General features: G+C 35.5%; 20 protein-coding genes and 1 pseudogene. 1 reads left to right on the top strand and 20 read right to left on the bottom strand.

Going from position 1 to position 18,123, the window contains the following annotated elements; translation table 11 throughout:
- Nucleotides 1–47 precede the first annotated feature (47 nt).
- The 4 genes from AMET_RS16115 to AMET_RS16125 all read right to left on the bottom strand — a co-directional run bounded on the left by AMET_RS16115 (nucleotide 48) and on the right by AMET_RS16125 (nucleotide 2,861).
- Nucleotides 48–290: a DUF2933 domain-containing protein gene (locus AMET_RS16115; protein ID WP_012064379.1), complete on the bottom strand. Its 243-nt coding sequence runs from the start codon at nucleotides 288–290 to the stop codon at nucleotides 48–50.
- A complete protein-coding gene (locus AMET_RS26300) occupies nucleotides 291–431 on the bottom strand; it encodes an LDCC motif putative metal-binding protein (RefSeq protein WP_085938811.1) in 141 nt (46 codons plus the stop codon).
- 417 nt (nucleotides 432–848) lie between these two features.
- The gene (locus AMET_RS16120) at nucleotides 849–1,466 is read right to left on the bottom strand and encodes a class I SAM-dependent methyltransferase (protein WP_012064381.1); all 618 of its coding nucleotides are present in this window, start codon (nucleotides 1,464–1,466) and stop codon (nucleotides 849–851) included.
- Between the two features lie 72 nt (nucleotides 1,467–1,538).
- Nucleotides 1,539–2,861, bottom strand: a complete 1,323-nt coding sequence (locus tag AMET_RS16125) for a B12-binding domain-containing radical SAM protein (RefSeq protein WP_012064382.1) — start codon at nucleotides 2,859–2,861, stop codon at nucleotides 1,539–1,541.
- Nucleotides 2,862–3,372: 511 nt separating this feature from the next.
- On the opposite strand from AMET_RS16125, the gene AMET_RS16130 reads away from it, so the two are divergent.
- Entirely contained in the window at nucleotides 3,373–4,068 is a 696-nt protein-coding gene (locus AMET_RS16130) for a manganese catalase family protein (RefSeq protein ID WP_012064383.1), read from the top strand.
- A 432-nt stretch (nucleotides 4,069–4,500) separates the two neighbouring features.
- On the opposite strand, the gene AMET_RS16135 is transcribed toward AMET_RS16130, so the two are convergent.
- From AMET_RS16135 to AMET_RS16190, 16 genes and pseudogenes are all read right to left on the bottom strand, one after another.
- The gene (locus AMET_RS16135) at nucleotides 4,501–4,752 is read right to left on the bottom strand and encodes a calcium-binding protein (RefSeq protein WP_083761025.1); all 252 of its coding nucleotides are present in this window, start codon (nucleotides 4,750–4,752) and stop codon (nucleotides 4,501–4,503) included.
- 246 nt (nucleotides 4,753–4,998) lie between these two features.
- On the bottom strand, nucleotides 4,999–5,310 hold the full coding sequence (locus AMET_RS26950; protein WP_049765293.1) for an HDOD domain-containing protein: 312 nt from the start codon (nucleotides 5,308–5,310) through the stop codon (nucleotides 4,999–5,001).
- The gene (locus tag AMET_RS26955) at nucleotides 5,307–5,870 is read right to left on the bottom strand and encodes an HDOD domain-containing protein (RefSeq protein WP_198135355.1); all 564 of its coding nucleotides are present in this window, start codon (nucleotides 5,868–5,870) and stop codon (nucleotides 5,307–5,309) included. The genes AMET_RS26950 and AMET_RS26955 overlap by 4 nt, the downstream gene beginning before the upstream one ends.
- Before the next feature lie 16 nt (nucleotides 5,871–5,886).
- Nucleotides 5,887–7,074, bottom strand: coding sequence for an HD-GYP domain-containing protein (locus AMET_RS16145; protein WP_012064385.1), 1,188 nt, complete (start codon nucleotides 7,072–7,074; stop codon nucleotides 5,887–5,889).
- A gap of 956 nt (nucleotides 7,075–8,030) precedes the next feature.
- The gene (locus tag AMET_RS27480; RefSeq protein ID WP_330368603.1) at nucleotides 8,031–8,192 is read right to left on the bottom strand and encodes a manganese catalase family protein; all 162 of its coding nucleotides are present in this window, start codon (nucleotides 8,190–8,192) and stop codon (nucleotides 8,031–8,033) included.
- Between the two features lie 97 nt (nucleotides 8,193–8,289).
- Nucleotides 8,290–9,884 (bottom strand): annotated as a pseudogene (tnpC, locus tag AMET_RS16150) (IS66 family transposase).
- Nucleotides 9,885–9,962: 78 nt separating this feature from the next.
- Complete coding sequence (gene tnpB / locus AMET_RS27390) at nucleotides 9,963–10,253, bottom strand: IS66 family insertion sequence element accessory protein TnpB (RefSeq protein WP_083761104.1); 291 nt, start codon at nucleotides 10,251–10,253, stop codon at nucleotides 9,963–9,965.
- 58 nt (nucleotides 10,254–10,311) lie between these two features.
- Nucleotides 10,312–10,644 carry an IS66 family insertion sequence element accessory protein TnpA gene (gene tnpA, locus AMET_RS16155; RefSeq protein ID WP_041720940.1) on the bottom strand — a complete coding sequence of 111 codons (333 nt, stop codon included), beginning with the start codon at nucleotides 10,642–10,644 and terminating at the stop codon, nucleotides 10,312–10,314.
- A gap of 305 nt (nucleotides 10,645–10,949) precedes the next feature.
- A complete protein-coding gene (locus AMET_RS26590) occupies nucleotides 10,950–11,393 on the bottom strand; it encodes a sulfurtransferase (protein ID WP_012064386.1) in 444 nt (147 codons plus the stop codon).
- A 30-nt stretch (nucleotides 11,394–11,423) separates the two neighbouring features.
- Entirely contained in the window at nucleotides 11,424–12,209 is a 786-nt protein-coding gene (locus tag AMET_RS26595) for a rhodanese-like domain-containing protein (protein ID WP_049765295.1), read from the bottom strand.
- Nucleotides 12,210–12,554: 345 nt separating this feature from the next.
- Nucleotides 12,555–13,580, bottom strand: a complete 1,026-nt coding sequence (locus AMET_RS16165) for an ABC transporter ATP-binding protein (RefSeq protein ID WP_012064388.1) — start codon at nucleotides 13,578–13,580, stop codon at nucleotides 12,555–12,557.
- Nucleotides 13,581–13,614: 34 nt separating this feature from the next.
- The gene (locus tag AMET_RS16170) at nucleotides 13,615–14,424 is read right to left on the bottom strand and encodes an ABC transporter permease (RefSeq protein ID WP_012064389.1); all 810 of its coding nucleotides are present in this window, start codon (nucleotides 14,422–14,424) and stop codon (nucleotides 13,615–13,617) included.
- Nucleotides 14,425–14,431: 7 nt separating this feature from the next.
- Nucleotides 14,432–15,295 carry an ABC transporter permease gene (locus AMET_RS16175; RefSeq protein WP_012064390.1) on the bottom strand — a complete coding sequence of 288 codons (864 nt, stop codon included), beginning with the start codon at nucleotides 15,293–15,295 and terminating at the stop codon, nucleotides 14,432–14,434.
- 13 nt (nucleotides 15,296–15,308) lie between these two features.
- Entirely contained in the window at nucleotides 15,309–16,562 is a 1,254-nt protein-coding gene (locus AMET_RS16180; RefSeq protein WP_012064391.1) for an ABC transporter substrate-binding protein, read from the bottom strand.
- A gap of 96 nt (nucleotides 16,563–16,658) precedes the next feature.
- Complete coding sequence (locus AMET_RS16185; RefSeq protein ID WP_012064392.1) at nucleotides 16,659–17,252, bottom strand: CDP-alcohol phosphatidyltransferase family protein; 594 nt, start codon at nucleotides 17,250–17,252, stop codon at nucleotides 16,659–16,661.
- A 53-nt stretch (nucleotides 17,253–17,305) separates the two neighbouring features.
- Nucleotides 17,306–18,097 carry a TVP38/TMEM64 family protein gene (locus AMET_RS16190; protein ID WP_012064393.1) on the bottom strand — a complete coding sequence of 264 codons (792 nt, stop codon included), beginning with the start codon at nucleotides 18,095–18,097 and terminating at the stop codon, nucleotides 17,306–17,308.
- Nucleotides 18,098–18,123: the final 26 nt, after the last annotated feature.

The raw sequence follows: 18,123 nt of genomic DNA on the forward strand, positions 1-18,123 counted from the left end.
CACTTTATGTTAAATGATTAAAGGAGAGTCCTGAGACTCTCCCTTACTTATTGGTTTTGCTCCTTGGGATTTGTCACACCCTGACCATCATCCTTTTTTCCTTTAAACATAAATACTATCATTCCTATGTGCATGATCGGGCAGATTAAAAATAGAGCATAGGGTGCAAATCTTCCTATGGGTCCTAATTCAAATCCCAATCTAGGTAGCAGTACGATAGCCACCAGTGGAATCAAACAGCATAACATCATTAACATCCCATGTTTCTTACCACCATGATTATGATTCATCTAATTTCCTCCATTCTTTTTGTTTTGAGTCTTTTGTTTTTCATCTTGATTTAAATCACAACAATCCATTTTTCCTTCTCCAAAATTCTTCTTATTGGCATCTTCTATGGATTTCAGTAATTTCTGAAACCACTTTTTCATATTATCGCCTCCTAGCATTGTTGGTGACATTGGTTTATTGATTAAAGTTAGTTTCTCTAATATAGATGCAATTACTATGCCAAATATATATTAATACGGTTTTTTATAAATATTTCCCTCTACACAATGGATAACCCCTTACTACAGTGATTGCCTTTTACAGAATTACGATTCAAATTCTAAGAAAAGCTAATGATACAATTGCATTTTGTGGCTTTTCCTACTTCTACTGTTGGAGATAACATACTCCCACAGAGATCTTTTGAGAGCTTGTGATTTGATTACGAATTTTCAAGATTTCCTTGCACAAAAAAATAGGGAATAGCACTTAGAAATTAAAGTACTTCTCCCTACCTACTCCCCTGTAAATTATTTTTCTAATGTCTTGTCATTAGCTTCCTTAAGAGAAATAGTGTTTTATTTTTGATTCTTAATTATTATCTTTTTAACAATATCACCGGTCAAGTTCGTGGCTTGAACACTGTTAAAACCTGCTTTCTCAACATTTTCTACAGTGTTCCTGTTAATATTTGCCCCATATAGATTTACTATTAATGGATTGAATATATCCATCAATAACCCTAATACCTTTTGTTCACTTCGCACGTGTTCAATCATGATTATTTTTCCATCAGGTTTACATACCCTTCTGATCTCTTTTAATCCTTCTATAGGGTCAGGTACAGAGCAGAACACACAAGTGGTAAATACCATATCAAATGTATTGTCAGCAAAGTTCATATTCTGCACATCCATCTGGATTAATTCTACCTTTTTATTAAGCTTCTTTGCTTTTTCTCTTGCTTTGGCAAGCATTTTATCACTAAAATCAATTGCTATTATGCTTATATCATTGGGGTAATAGGGTATGTTTTTACCTGTTCCCACTCCAACTTCTAAAACCTTGCCTTTCAAATCCTTAGTAACTTCTACCCTCGATTTTTTTAGAGACATAACTTCCATGGGCTGTTCAAGTATGTCATATACCTTCGAAACTCTATCGTATTTTTTTCTAATTTTTTCGGTGTTATCCATTTTTATTTCTCCTAACATTTTATTGTCATTGGATTTATACGTTCTTGAAATTTATGTTGAAAATATCTAGTGTTAATAATGTTCTACCTTGATATCTTCATTAATTTTTCCAAAATCATTTTCCCTAATACTAAATTTGTATCCTAAATTAACAATTAAATTATGAATTATATTTGTTCTAGACCTTCTCATTCTTTTCAAAATGGATCTAAATGAGTAAAATTCCTTTCTAAACCACATATAACCCTCATATAGTTCCTTGGCTGTCATGTTTTTAGGTTGATAAGCTACCGTGGTTTTTCCATTGTAATACCTCCAGTCTTGAGATAATAGCCTTCCTTCTGTTTTAAATTGCTGGTATAGAGGTGTTTGAGGTAAAGGAGTTAATATGCTTACAGTCACACCATCTATCCCTAAGTCATTGCAAGCCTCCAGTGTTTTTTTAAAGGTATCTTTTTTATCATAATCAAATCCAAAGATAATCCCTGCCTGTACTGATATGCCATAAGTATGTATTAAATCAATGATTTGTTTGTATTTCACTACATCATTCATTCCTTTATTTACCCCCTGCAGACTTTCCTCGGAAAAGGATTCCAACCCAATAAATAAATACATACACCCAGACTCCCTTGCCAATTGAAGTAGTTCTTCATCCTGACATCTCTCCAGAGTAACCTGGGCAGCCCACTTTTTATTAAGTTTTTTTAGTTCCTTCATCAGGATTTTTGCATACTTTATGTCTCCAAAAAAGTTATCATCCCAAAATACAAAGTACTTACTCTTAATGCTTCTTATATCTTCGATCACCTCTTGTATCGGTCGCATCCTGAATTCATCAAAGTAGATCTGTTTTAAGTTACAATAGCTACATTGATAAGGACATCCCCTTGTAGCAAAGACTGCACCCTTTGTAAAATATCTCTTGCCTATTAAATCCCTTCTTGGGATAGGTAAATTGTCTAGAGATGGCACATCAATGCAGAAGTAACGCTCTAAGGGGGTGTTATCATAAAAATCATTTAAAAATTTTGGCCATGTTTCCTCAGCCTCTCCAATTATAATGTAATCACAATGCTCCTTAGCCTCATCAGGTAATAGTGTGGCATGGGGTCCCCCCATTACAACCTTTGAACCCTTTTCTTTAAATCTCCTAGCAATTTCATAGCAATGGGTAGCATTTGATGTATTAACTGTTAATGCCACCAGGCTAAAATAGTCATCATAGGGAACCCTCTGATTATACTCATCTATTAAGGTAATTTCATATTTTGACTCATCGATAAAGGCCGCTAAATATGGCATGGTTATTTGAATAAAATTATTGATTTGTTTCTTTCTAAAGCGATTAATTTCGTTATTCTCTGGTGTGATCAATAAAATAGATCTTCTCATCCTGTACGCATCTCCCCTGGGATTATTGTAAAGCTCATATTTATTCCCCCCATCCCGTATCTAACGTGGACATATAATGTATTCTATCATTATACCTAATTATTCTATGAAGAACATAAATAAAAGGGATCAAATTCGCCTTAATACACCTAATCGATGGCCTAACTGTGTCAATGGAAAATATCCTAGGGTTAAGACTACGCATAATATTAGAAATGTCATAGAATCATTAAGGAAATCAAACCATTGAAGTGTCCAACCATATTGAAAGCCTAAGAAAATGTCCCCTTGGCATGTAGGCTGCTAGAGAAGCTCTCTTTTAAGCGCTTTACTGCCTTATGTTACACCATGGGATTGATTAGCTTTGAGGTGTTGGTGAAATATATATGTATCGAAAAGAAATGTTAAGCAAGAAACAGATGGAAAGTATGGGATTGAGTAAAACAAGCATTTTATAGTTTTAGTATAAAAAATTCAATTTATAAGGATACTATTTTAGGAGGTGTTACATATGTTTAAACATGATAAAAAATTGCTTCGAGAAGTGAAGGTGGAAGGGCCCAATCCCCAATACGCTGCACTACTTCAAGAACAACTTGGAGGGGCTAATGGAGAACTAAAAGCGGCACTACAGTATCTATCCCAAAGTTTCCGTATTAAGGATCCTGCCATTAGAGACTTATTCCTAGATATAGGGTCAGAGGAGCTAAGTCATATGGAGATGGTGGCTCAAACAATTAGTTTACTTAATGGACATGATCTAAATGTAGAAAATGTATCTTTAGGGGAGATACAAAATCAAGTGTTAACAGGACTAGCTCCCGATTTAGTTAATGCTTCAGGTGCTCCATTTACAGCTGACTATGTGAATGTAACTGGTGACTTAGCAGCAGATTTATTATCTAATATTGCAGCTGAACAAAGAGCGAAGGTAGTATATGAATATCTTTATCGTCAAATTGACGATAAGTATGTAAGGGAAACAATTGATTTTCTATTAAACAGAGAAGAAGCCCATAATGCAATGTTTAGGGAGGCCTTCAATAGAATTTCTGATACGGGCTCTAATAGAGATTTCGGAGTGACCTCTGATTCAAAACTTTATTTTGATCTATCCTCACCAGATAGACATTTTGAATCTCCAAACCCTGTTCCACCAAGCTTTGATGACCCTAATCAGCCAACCGATCCTAATCAAATGAACTAGACCTTCTTTACACTAGCATAAACCCACCTTATTACAAAAGCCTTGATAGTTTCAGTTTCAAGGCTTTTTTTGTCAAGAAACACACCAACAAGGTGCTGAATTCAGTATATTACTTTTTATCTTATTGAAAATTTCCAATAGAGCTCTAACCACCACCACAGTTCCTATCGCCTTAGTCTTGATACCAGAAGAATTAAGAAGGAGTACCTTATTTATAACACTCGATGATACTCTTCAATCAAAATATGGCAATAAATTTGATTGTTATGCTAAGTACTTTGACCATACAAGAAAGACACAAGGTCAATATCTTAAAGGACATTACTTTGTCTCTGTAGCACTGAATATTCCTTTGTATTACTAAGATAAAGTGAGGTAATTAAGTATAAAAGCACCTACCTAAGCAGATGCCCTTTATAGTATATAAATATTCTATCTATTGGCAAACCACACCCTATAATCATATAAAGCTACTTTACCATCATCATCTAAATATAACGCTTTTAAATCACATAAAGGAAAATAGCTTTTAAATCTGTCAAATCTAACTTCCACTATGATCCAGTATAAATCTTCTTCACTTTCCACTTTTATCACCTTTAATTTATCACCTTGCTGGATAAAACAACTAGGTTCTTGATATTCATTGACTTCTGCTTCAAACGGGAATTCCAATTTTCCTATAAGATATTTGCTCTATGTTTGATATAGTTCCATATCATCATCTGCAATATCAGCAATCACATTTTGTATTCTCTCATCTTGTTCATCATGTATTTCCCATTTCATCTATACGTCAACAAGAACCGTCCCTCTTGTCTAACTCCTCTTGTCTAACTCTTGTCTAAATACTCTTGTCTAAAAGAGTCAACTCACTTCGGAACTTAAATGAGATTGACTCTATTTAGGTATTTAATTAGCAATCATCATTTATACATCTAATACAAAGTGATAATTTGCTTTCTCAACTTCATCCGGCAACTGATTACCGATCTTATCCATCATCTCTCTGGTTACCCCTAATGATTCCATTAGTCGTGTATTTAAGTTATGATTAATGTTTACACCCAAAAGCTTTTCATAGTAAATTGTGCTAATCACATCTGCCAAATGTATCAGTTTCAACTCATCTGTCATTGTCTTCGATAAAAAGGGAGTATGATGAAATGCCACAATATCAACAATATCTGCACGTATATTCCACTTTTCACAAAGCCAGGCGCCTACCTCTGAATGGGTCACCCCCCTAAAAACGATCTTTCTGCAATGATCTGATGTACTCCCGTCTGAAGCTTTAGTGTTACATCATCTAGTATTTCAGGAACACATGTGTCCAGTACAGCAATACCAATATCATGTATCAATCCGTACGAAAAGAGTTTGTATTTATCACCAATTTTCAGTTCAGATGCTAACATACTACTGGCTAAGGATGTTCCTAATACATGTTTAAAATAATGTTTCATACTAAATGACCTTTTCACGGCTTCTTTTTCTGACACACTTGAAAAAAGTTGAATAGTAATAAAAAATATCAAAAGATTTTGTACTGTTTGCATACCAAGGTAAATAATCGCTTCTTTGATTGTGGAGATTTCTTTATTGGTTCTAAAATATCCTGTGTTTAAGTTTTGAATCATTAAATCATTAAGTTTATCTACTTTATTGACTTTCTCAACCAGGTCATCAATATCTAATTCCAAGGGATTATTAAGTATATTTAAAATTTCACTTATTTCCTTTGATGGCATAGGTAGCATCCTACAACTTTCCAAGCATTGAAATAATTCTTCTTTTTCCAATGAGGTTCCTCCCTGCTTATACATGATTTATTTCGATGAAATGTTCAAGAATATACCTCTTATAATAACCCTTATCTACTAGCTGACTTAAGATTTCTAGTGCTCTTTCCCTGGACATACCAGCTCGATAAATCCTATCTTCAATTAATGCCTGATAGATATCACAAATAGCCATGACCTGAGCTTCTTCCGTAAACATTTCTCCCGAAAGACCTTCTGGATAACCTGTTCCTAGCAGGTTTTCATGGTGGTTAGGTCCCCATTCAGCAATTTCTTCGAACCCCTTTATTTGTTTTAATATGAACTTCGAGTAATAAGGGTGTTTTTTTATAACCATCATTTCTTCATTGGTAAGCTTTTCTGGCTTATCTAATATCTCGTTAGAAATGATGAGTTTACCAACATCATGTAAGTATCCAGAAATCCTCATTTTTCTACACTTCAATTCATCATAGCCCAATGCCTTAGCCATTTTATAAGCTCTATCTGAGATCATTTCTGAGTGGTGGTGAGTAAATGCACTCTTCTTATCAATAATCACTGCGAAGGCTTTAGAGATTTGTTCTAATTCATCTATACCAATTTTAATGGCTTGAGTTGGTATCAAGGGTAATAATAAAGAATGAATATCATAAACTCCCAGGTCTAACCATAATTTTTCCTGCTGAAGTAACGTCAATAATACATCAGTCAGTTCAGGATTAAATCTTACACCTTTTTCTTTTTCTAACATACTTCTGAATTCGTTTCGATAGTGAAGGTTATCCTGCCTTCGATCATAATTCAACTCAACATAATCTGCTAATGCGACCACTTGTGCTAAAAATGGAATCTCATCCTCTTTATATTTTTCTACTCCCGAACCATCCCATCTTTCATGGTGATATTTTATGATCTCTGCAATTTCATCTTCAATTGGTAGTGCTTTTACAATTTCGTATCCCGTTTTAGAATGAGAAGTGACTGAGACGGTTTCTTCCTTATAAAATATTTCTCTTCCATTTAGTAGAATTGAATGAGTCATTCCAATATCATGTAGTATTGCTGCTTGAAAGGTTAAACTCAAGAACTCTGTTTTCTTTAGTTTAAGAATTATTTGCATAGCGATATAAGCGACTCTTTTGGAATGTTGAAATGGTCTATTCTCAGCTATGTCTAATAATAATGAAAATGATAATAAAAGCTCGTTCAGATTAATTTTCACGGTTATTCAAATCCTTTCTCATAATCAATATTCAATAACATCCCATTGATTTAATATGTTTGTTTTGTTATATGTACCTAAACAGATTATCTCTCTATCATATAAATTATATTTAAACATATCATTTCCTTTATTAATTCACTAAATTTCCCTAAACTTCACACGACATATATCGACAAAATAGTCAAATACTAATAAACTTCTATGCTTTTTCACTCACCGCGTAGGATTTGTATGGTTAATGGTATAATTTTACTTTCCCTACTTTCATTGAAATTTTTTAATATAATTACCTATCGTCAGTAGTCACTTGGCCTATAACCTTTTGTCTAAAGAAGATAAAAGCCTGTAATCATTACGATTACAGGCTTTTGTTTGGCGCGCCTTGAGGGATTCGAACCCCCGACCTTCAGATTCGAAGTTGTGGCTCTTACTATTTTCAACTATGGGTAAGTATGTCTAACCACTTTAATTTCAATGTTTATCATTTTTGCTTTTTTGTGCCAATTGCTAACTTTAGGGTACTTTTTTCAAAAAATGGCACGGAATATTTTTACTCTTCACCTTACATTTCTATCAAGTTAACGCTACATATTATATTTTAATTCTAAATAATCCAACACCATTAGATTTAATATAAAGCTCTATACATTGCTGTCTTCCATACGTTTTAATGTGCAGCTTCACTTAACCCTGATATCTTATATACTTCCAAAATGTAATAATATATATTTCTTATTTCTTCTATAGCATGAACACTATACAAAGCATTCAATTAGTTATATTAATCTAATTATATCAAATTTACATAAATAATGGTGTTTGTATTAAATTATCAGGTGCATATAGTTCATTTTTATATATAGGCTTTCGACACTCTAATCCTATTAAAGAACAAAAATCCTGCTGATATTCCTGCACAATCCTTAATGCTTCACCAAAGCGTTGTAAATGTACTACTCCCTTTCCCTTAGGAATCTTAAAGTATCCTTTAAGCCTGGGGCGTCTGTTAAGTTAATTAAATGCTCATAAACAGATCTGGCCTTTTGCTCTGCTGCCATGTCTTCATGAAGGTCTGTTACTGGTCTATATGATTTTAGATATAGATCCCGGTCCAATTTATTCTACATATAAAGGATTCCCTACAGGCTCTTCAATACATTCTTTCGTAAGCGTCAAAACGCCCACACCTTGACAAAGATATGGACGCAATAATCAATTTTTAGATGGCACCTTACAGGAGTCAGGGATTGAATCTGACCAAGGAAGAAGTTCATCTATTTGATTTGGATCGCTAATATCTATGTTCGGTAATTTTTCAAATAGGTATTCAAGATAATGAAATGGACTTAGGTGATTGGCTTTAGCTGTTTCAACGATACTATAAATAATGGCGCTTGCAGCTGCACCATGGGGTGATTTATTGAACAACCAATTTTTTCTTCCGATAACAAATGGTTTTATTGCTCTTTCTGCTCGATTATTACTTAATTCAATCTCACCGTTTTCAAGAAATGTTTCGAGCTTTGACCATTGATTGAGACAGTAATTTATGACTTTACCAAGTCCGCTTTTAGGAAGAACTTTTGGTTTCTTTTCATTTAGCCACACCAAGAAAGCCTCAAGAACGGGTTTGCTTTGTTCTAGGCGTGCTATGTATCGCTCTTCAGATGTTAACTCTGAAAATGAGCGTTCAATATGAAAAAGCTTATTGCAGTAATCACGACCTTCTTTTGCCAGGGTAGAGGTGGTATTTGCATCTTTGGGTAAAGATTTCAATGCATCCACAAAGCCCCTTCTTGCATGGGCAAAGCAACCCATGATGGAGACATCCTCAACCTGGTTATATCCTGGATATCCATCGGTCTGAATAACTCCTTTGAAGTCTTCAAGAAAAGCCTTAGGATGCTTCCCGGACCTTGATGGCTGATATTCATAGAGGAAAATAAGAAGGCTGTATTTCCCAGTAGCATAAAGCCACATGTAGGATTTACTCTTTGCATCCTTTCCATCTTCGCTAAGCACCTGCAGTGTGGTCTCATCTATGTGTAAAAATGATTCTTCAACAAGTCTCTTATGCAAAGAATCATAGATTGGTTTGAGCCACTTGTTGGCTCCGTGTATCATCCAATTGGCAAGGTTTTGCCTTGAGATATCAATACGGAAGTTTATGAACTGTTGCTCTTGTCTATAAAGTGGAATGGCTTCTGCATACTTCCGATTCATTACAAAGGCCATAAGGGAAGGTGACACAAAACTCCCTGGTAAAACAGCATTAGGTGCTTTGGCTGTGATAATTGGTGTTTTTTCATTATCCCTTTGGCAACATCTACAGGCATATACATGACGAACATGCTCAACTACCTTCACTTGAGCTGGAATAACCGTTAACTCCTTACGAATTTCCTTGCTATGGTGTGCAGTGGATTTTCACATTCAGGGCAAAATTGCTCATCTTCTGGAAGTGTGTACTCGATTACTTCTACCGGAAGATCTGCCATGGTATCCTTATTTAAGCCTTTAGATTTACTTCTTTTGTAAGTGATTTCCTCAAGAACGGGTTCTTCAAGATTAGGACGCATGGCTTTCTCTGCTTCATTAAAAAAGGAAAGCTGATCCTTTGGAGTTTTCTCGCTGGAAGCACCATATTTATTCTGAGCACCTTTTCGAATTTGCTCCTCATACCATGTCACTTTTGCAGTGAGCTCTTGGATCTGTTGTTCTTGAAGGACACACTTATTCTCTAATAATTCTAAGGATTTATCTTCATTATTAAGTTGTTTTATTGTTGGATTTTCAATGGTTTTCATACATCTATTATACCATTTTTGTTAGGACAAAAAAAGAGGTAAAACGAAAAAAAATACGGATTTTCAATACTTTTAAGATTATATTATTACTCGCTCTAAGACTTCTTTATGAGCACTTTGTTGATGAATATTTAATCCATCTAATAACCATCTAAGTTCCCGTTCATCTATGGCAATTGATTTACCCTTGGTGCCATCTGGCCACTTAAACCGACCTTTTTCAAGACGCTTGTAGTGGAGCCAAAATCCATTGTGATCCCACTCTAGGATTTTAATTTTATCCTGATTGCGATTACAAAAGACAAATAGACTCCTAGAGAAGGGATCGAGTTTAAAGCTTTCCTGTACGATGAGAGCCAGGCCATCGATTGATTACGAAGGTCCGTTGGATCAAGTGAAAGGTAGACTTTGTGGGCAGTACTTTTTCCTAGCATTTTTCAGATAGGATCCCAACAACAGTTTCTAGGGTTTTCGGGTCAAAGTCTGAAGAGATTTCAATGGACGCCAGTCCAATATGGATACGAACCCCACTGGAGTTTGATTCGTGCTGAGAATTTTTAGGTAAACTTGTAACTTCAATTGGCAACCATTTATTTAAATTAGAAGATTGCTTGTTTTCTCTACTAAACTTTGTCATCCAGTATCTTAGAGTGGAAAGACTGATATTATTTTCTTCGCACCAGTCTGTAGCGGATCCCTGGCGGGATTTATATGATTCAATACGTTCAAGCCACATAGTTGTTTTTTCTTCCCTATTCATGAGAGACCTCCTTTTGAAGTATTATCTCATGATTTTATGATGATTGACATGTGGGTTCTAATTGACGCTTACATTACTATGCTTGCAAAGTTTTTTTCATTGTATTTACCATCCTTTCTAGAATATGAAAATAGTTGTTCAACTCATATTCCATATAAAGACTATTTATTCATGCTCATTTTATAAATATAGCAAAATGATAATATCAACTTCTATTAACTAGACAAAACCCACTAGATTATCAAAACTAGTGGGTTTACTAACATCCTGACAATATCTATTGTCTATTCATTAATCATATTTCTTTAATTTGACTCTCCTAACTCAATTGGGTTACTTGCATCATCCTGCCATTCATTCCATCCTCCATCGAAAAGAGATATATTTTCTAGGCCCATTACTTCTGCATAAATAAGGACCTCTGCTGCTCTCCATCCGGTACCACAGAAAAATGACAATCTTTGGTCTGGTGATATTCCCCACTCATTCCACATTGATTTAATCTCTGCTGCATTTTTCATTGTGTTGTCAATATTTCTATAATTATTTAGATCATGACCCCAAGCTGCTCCTGCAGGTCTACCCTTTCCTTCTATATAGCTATACCCTGAAGTAGTTCCGATATATTCTTCCCAACTTCTAATATCCACTAATTTACTACGCTCTTGATCAGCGAGTATTTCCTTTGCTTCAGGTAAATCTATAATGTAGTTTTTATTTACTGGTACTGTTGCTCCAAATGCTTCCACAGGCTGCTTTTCTCTTTCTTCTGTTTCTATTTAATATCCGCCATTTTCCCAAGCAACAAAACCTCCATTTAATACCCTTACATCTTCCATTCCCATATATTTTAATATAGTGGCTACTCTAAAGACTGGTGTAGAGTCACTTCCATAAAGTACTACTGTAGCGTCAACCGTTATCCCATAGTTTTTAGCGAACTCTTCTAATTCTGAATCTGACAGACGATTCCATATAGAGCATTCTTCTATATCATCTGTATTAATATGCACTGAACCTGGTATATGTCCATTCAAATAATCTTCTGAAACGTCACCCCAACTAACTTCAAATATTTTATACGATTTTCCATTGTTTCCATTTTCAATTAATTCACTAATCCATGAAGCTGGCACCACAAGATGATGGTTAGGATAACTTTCCATAGGTAGTTCCACATCCATGGCCCATTCTTTAACATCATAACGATATATATTCTCTATACCTTGCTGTACAAGATATTCTGCCACTATTGAAACATCTTCACCATTAGCATCATAAAGTACTACATTGTTATCAGATGTAATTCCTTTTGTCTTTAGAACGTCCTGCAATAGGTTATCTTGACCTTCTACTTCCATTCTAATCCAGTTTGCTGAAAAATCAACTGCACCTCTAATATGTCCGCCTCTGGCTACTCCTTCTAATGCCCACCCAATATAAGCATCGTTTATCCTAGTATCTACAACTATCCAATCATTGTCTTCTAATTTCTCCTGCAACTCCTCTGTGGTTATAGCTTGAATCACTGCCACCTCTTCTTTATTCACTTCATCTGTCCCCACATCAGAATTATTATCAACCGATATGTCACTGCTACATCCTGTACAAAGCCAAACTAGTTATTATAAGTACACATACCATCAATTTAGATATTTTATGCATTTTTTCCCTCCTAGGTAATGTTTAATATGAATTTGTTATTTTATCATCAATCTTCATAAGCTGTCTAATTGAATTTATTAATACTCTTAATCCATATCATTACTCTTTTTAATGGGGGTTAACTTCTGTATTATTAATGACATGCCACTTGCTTTTTACAAAACACTTTTCTTACTATTGATTCTCTTCATTAATAACAGAGATAATAATGGAAATCATTGAGGTCAAAAACCTTATTTACTATTTTAAATTTCATAAAAAATCATGCTTTTAGAATCGATCCTCAAGGAAACCTCTTCACCAACATCAAAAATTTCTTTTGCTGTACTAATGGATTTAATCTCCATCCCCTTTAAGGAAATCCGATAGTGCATTCTGTCTCCCGCGTAACGACTTCGGGTGATGATCCCTTTTGTATTCGCTTCTTGGTACTCAGGTACAACCTCTATTTCTTCCGGTCTAATCATGGCTTTTAATTTTACTGTGTTTTGAAGGGTTGTTCTAAAATTCCCTAAGGGACTTTTGAAAATTCCATCCTCTACTTTACCTATTATATAGTTGGTTTCACCAAAGAAGTTTGCCACTTCTTCAGAAATTGGTTTTTTATATAGTTCCAAGGGTGTTCCATATTGCTTAATTTCTCCCTCTAGCATAATGGCAATTTTATCAGAGGTCATTAAAGCTTCGTCCTTATCATGGGTTACTAAAATAGTGGTAATCTTTAGTTTTCTTTGTATTGAACAAACAAATTCCCGCATTGTTTCTCTTAATCGTAAATCTAAATTAGAAAATGGCTCATCCAGCAACAATACCTTTGGTTCCACTGCCAAGGCCCTGGCAAGGGCAACTCTTTGTCTCTGTCCACCAGATAGTTCATTTGGATATTTATGTTGCTGCCCATCAAGCTCCATTAAGCTCAGCATTTCCTTCACTTTTTCTTTTCTAATTTTCTTATCTACCTTTGCCATTTTTAGCCCAAACTCAATATTCCCCTCCACAGTTAAATGAGGGAACAGTAAATAGTCCTGAAATACAATGACTGCGCCTCTTTTTTCAACTGGTATGTTCAAAACCGACTGATTGTTAATCAATATATCTCCTTGATCTGGTTCCATTAGCCCTGCAATAATTTTTAGTGTTGTTGTTTTTCCACAACCTGAAGGACCCAGCAGTGAAATCATTTCTCCTTCTTCAATGGATAGGTTCATATCATTTAATATTTTTTTATCTTGAAAGCTTTTATAAATTTGCTGTAATTGAATTTGTGACATCCTTTATTCTCCTTTGTTCTCACAAGGTACTTCTCTATAGATAAAAATAGTTTTTGGCACTGTAATAGGACTTGATGGCCTTTTCCATCATAATTAACACAACTAAAGTAGCTAAAATAAATACCATACTATAGGCTGAAGCCATCATCCGATCCCCACTTTGAATATAAGGGAACATCATCATAGGAAAGGTTATAATCCTGCCCCCACCGATTAAAAAAGTTAAGAAATATTGACTAAAGGAAACAATAAAAACAAGGCTGCCAGCAGAAATGAGACCCGGGGCAATGAGAGGCAATGTAATGTTTGTAAAGGTTTGAATAGAATTAGCCCCCAGTACCCTTGCTTGCTGTTCCATTGATTCCCCTATGATTTCAAAGACATCCGTCAGTATTCTAATGCCATAGGGTAAACAAGGTATGAGGTGTACCAACACCACCCCTGTAAAACGATTTGCCAATCCTAATCTAATAAAGGTCAAATGAATACCCATACCCACTGCCACCGGAGGAACAATAATAGGGGCTAACACCAACATTTTTATAAACTGTTTCCCTTTAAAATTGTATACACCCAATGCCTTAGCCGCTGGAATACTTATGATTAAGGTAACAATCGTCACAACCAAAGAAAGCCGAATACTAAGAAGAAGGCTTTTCAGTGCTCTGCTGGAGGGATCCAAGACATGTAAAATCCCCCGCAGGCCAAATTCCCGAGGGAATAGATTTGGCCAAGGCCAACTCTTTGAAAAACTCCAGGCCACCAAAACCAGTAGCGGCAGAATCAGTAAAAGAATCATAATATGCATAATAAAACTAGATAATGTCCTGTTTCTCTTGTTCATTTTATATTCACCCATTATATTTATTTAGCAGCTTAAAGATCTTGTAATAAACCCATATACATAAAAAAGAAATAAACGTTAGCACCATATTAATGGTCATTGTATAAGGTCTGTGACTCCAATCAGGATTCATATACTCAGCATAGGCTTGTACTGGTAATGCTCTAGGCGCTGTAGGTCCTATTAAAAAGGGTACCTCATAGGCTCCAAATGAAAAGGCAAAAATAATAATAAAGGAAGAAAAAATTGAAGGCATGGTTAGGGGGATTAACACATGCCAGAACACTTGCTTATTGGTGGCTCCAAGATTTAAAGCTACCTCTGAAAGCTTATTGTTCATATTACTTAATACAGTATAGACCACCATAGCAATAAATGGCGTTCCCTTCCATACGTAAGCCAATATGATGCCAATACCGTTTTTATCAAATAATAAGGCTGGAAATTCTGACTGTTGGCTAATAACCCCCAATGCGTAAGCCATTCTTGCTAGAATACCACTTTGCCCTAGAATATTATACACCAATAGAGCTGCCACCACGTGGGGAACAATAACAGGAAGCTTATAGACTATCTCTTCCAATCCTTTTTTATGCTTACTATTTACAATGGAATACGCCAGTAGAACGCCTAAAACCACTGAAATACTAGAGGATACAAATGCAATCCAAAGACTAAATCTCAAAGAAGTTAAAAAGCCATGATCTGTTAATACTTCCTTATAATGATTTAAAGTAAATTCCCGCAAGCCAATTGCAGGAAAGTATCCTAAGCTCTGTAAAAATGTCATGCTTAACCCAGCTACAAATATCCCAAAAAAAATCGTCATAGCTGGCAGTAACATGATATACGGCTTGATTGTTTTCTTCAACTTCCCTCACCCTTTACAGGATGTTTTCCATCCATATTTCTTCAATAATCGGAACAAAATTTGCGGGCATTTCAGGAACTCTATGATCTAGTAGAATATGCTGTGGCAAAGCGCCTTCACCGATTTGAATATCATCAAAAATCACTCTTTCTGAATCACTTAATCGAGTATTGTCTAAAACCGGAAGATCTCCCCAGTTATCTGGATTATATTTAGAAGCTTGGGCTTCTACACTTAATATAAAGTCAATCACCGCCAGTGCCCCAGCCTTATTAGGTGCATTATCAGGAATTGCTAAAAAGTGAGTATTTCCTATGGTACCCTTTTCAAATACAAATGTATTGGTTGTCCGTGGAAATTCCCCTGTCTTAATTCTTGCAGCTGCTTCATTGGGGTTGTAATTCATGCTCATAAAAACCTCATGATCTGCGTACATGTTATCTAACTGTGCGATCGTAGCAGGATAAGTTTCACCATTTCTCCATAGATAAGGCTTTAGTTCCTTTAAATAATCCATGGCAGGTTGAATTGCCTTAGCGATGACTTCTTTGTCTGCTTCCATGGTGATAAATTGTTCATACCCTACAATATCATAAATGATATTTCTAATAAAGGCACTACCTGTAAAATCCGGTGGTGCTGGATAAGTGAATTTTCCTGGATTGTTTTTCACTAACTCCATTAATTCCTCATGTCCTTTTGGTACTTGTTCTACCCTTGCTTCATCATAAACTAAAACAAATTGTGCCTTTCCATAGGGTGCTTCATAGCCCTCTACCGGAAACCCAAAGTCATATTTTACTTCTACCGATTCAGCATCGATATATTGGTTGAAGTTAGGTAATTTATGAGTAAAGGGACCATACAACAAATCATTACTTCTAGCTGTGGAGAAATTCTCCCCATTGATCCAAATGACATCTGCTGTACCGGTAACATTCATTTGTTTTTCACCCAGTAGCTTATTTAAAACTTGGTCTATATCCATAGGCACTCTATTTAAGGTAATGTTATACTCTTCCTTTAATCGAGGAACTAAGAAATTGTCTAACCAGTCATTAGTCATTTGACTGCCACCCCAACCATAGAAGCTTATTTCAGTTCCTTCAGCTTCCTCTAGAATACTTTTCCAGCTTTTTTCTAGTAGATCTTCATTTCCACCGGCCACAACAGCCTCCTGACTACATCCTGCTAAGTTAAAAATAAGTCCAGCTATCAATAAAAATAAAATTATTTTTCTCATAATAGTCTTTTTCCCCTTTATCATTTCGAACCCTCCCTCTTTCTTAACACGTCTTTATTACTTCCATGTTTTAAGACATCCCCCATGTGCTTAATTGTGGTTCTGCTAAGGGATCTATACTCACTCCATTGATTTACAATACTTCAGTACTACTCTAAAGCGAATGATGCCAGTCATTAAAATAATCGCATTGAAGGTCATTAAAATTGGAAAAATATAGGATGGCAGTAGTGCCATTAAAGTAAATACGATAAAAGTTTCTGTTCTCTCTGCAATACCGATATCGTAATGCATACTCTTAACCCCGTTGTTTTCAAATAGAGCACCTGCAACGATAAAAGTAGTGAAATTGAAAATTACCACAATATAAAAAAGAAAATAGGCATAATTAGCTTGTGGAAATCTATAGGTAAAGCCTAGTATATAGATAGCTTCTACCATTCTATCTAAAATTAAATCCATATAGGCACCACCCTTTGAAGTCTTTCCTGTAAGTCTCGCCACGGTACCATCCAATACATCTAGTAAACCTGATAACCAAAGGGATAGAATACTAGAAATCATCCAACCTCCTGCCGCAAAGAAACTTGCCAGAGTTCCTACTCCAAAAGCTAGCCAAGTAATTGACTTAGGTGTTATATTAAGCATAACTAGTTGCTTTGCCATCATATTAAATATTGGCTGAAATTTAGCACGACATTTAGTATCTATCATCTTTTTACTCCTCGTATCATATCATTTTAGTTCTATTACATAACAGTAATTATCTAAATTTTTCTTCCACTTTCTTTGGGGTTAATTGTTCCTTTAGTACTACTGCAATCATTAATAACAGCACCTGTTTCAACAGAAACAGTGTCTCTATTTTTACTTTGTCTATTTCGATAAATACCATGAATGATGCTGGCCAATATTGATATCGCAAAGATAATCAGTAACCCTGTCACAAACATTCTGGCACCACCGGTCAGCATCCCACCTACATATGAATAGATCAGCGTTGCAGGTGTCTGCCCGATTCCAGTTGCCATAAAGTACGTACCAAATGTGAGTGGTGTCAGACCCCCAGCGTAACTTACAACACCAAAAGAAAGAAATGGAAGCAGGCGAGCGATTAAAATACTTTGTTTTCCGTAGGCATCAAAGAATTCATCCACCTGACTAAGACCAGTCTTGGTTGTCAGTTTTTCCACAAATTCTCGACCAAACAGCCTAGCTAAGTAGAATGCTGCGGCAGCCCCTGCCATGGCACTCACCCAAGATAGTAGAGCCCCCTGCCACCAACCAAATAAATTTGCATTGGCAAAGGTGATCATGAATGCCGGTAGTGGCGGAAAAACCACCGCTAGAATCATCAACAGAGTAGAGATCAGCATGGCAAAAGGCCCATAAGAACTAACAAACGCTCTCACCACTTCAAAGTCTCCTGAAGCAAACATTTGGAAAATCTGATTCATTAAAGCATTGAATCTTGGAATTGTAAAGTAACCTATCAATCCAATCAACAGAATACCTAACACGATTACTTTTTGACCTCTGCTACTTTTACTATTACTCATACAAGCCCTCCTACTTTTAATTTTAC

This window comes from Alkaliphilus metalliredigens QYMF (genome assembly GCF_000016985.1).
GTDB classification, from domain to species: Bacteria; Bacillota; Clostridia; order Peptostreptococcales; family Natronincolaceae; genus Alkaliphilus_A; species Alkaliphilus_A metalliredigens.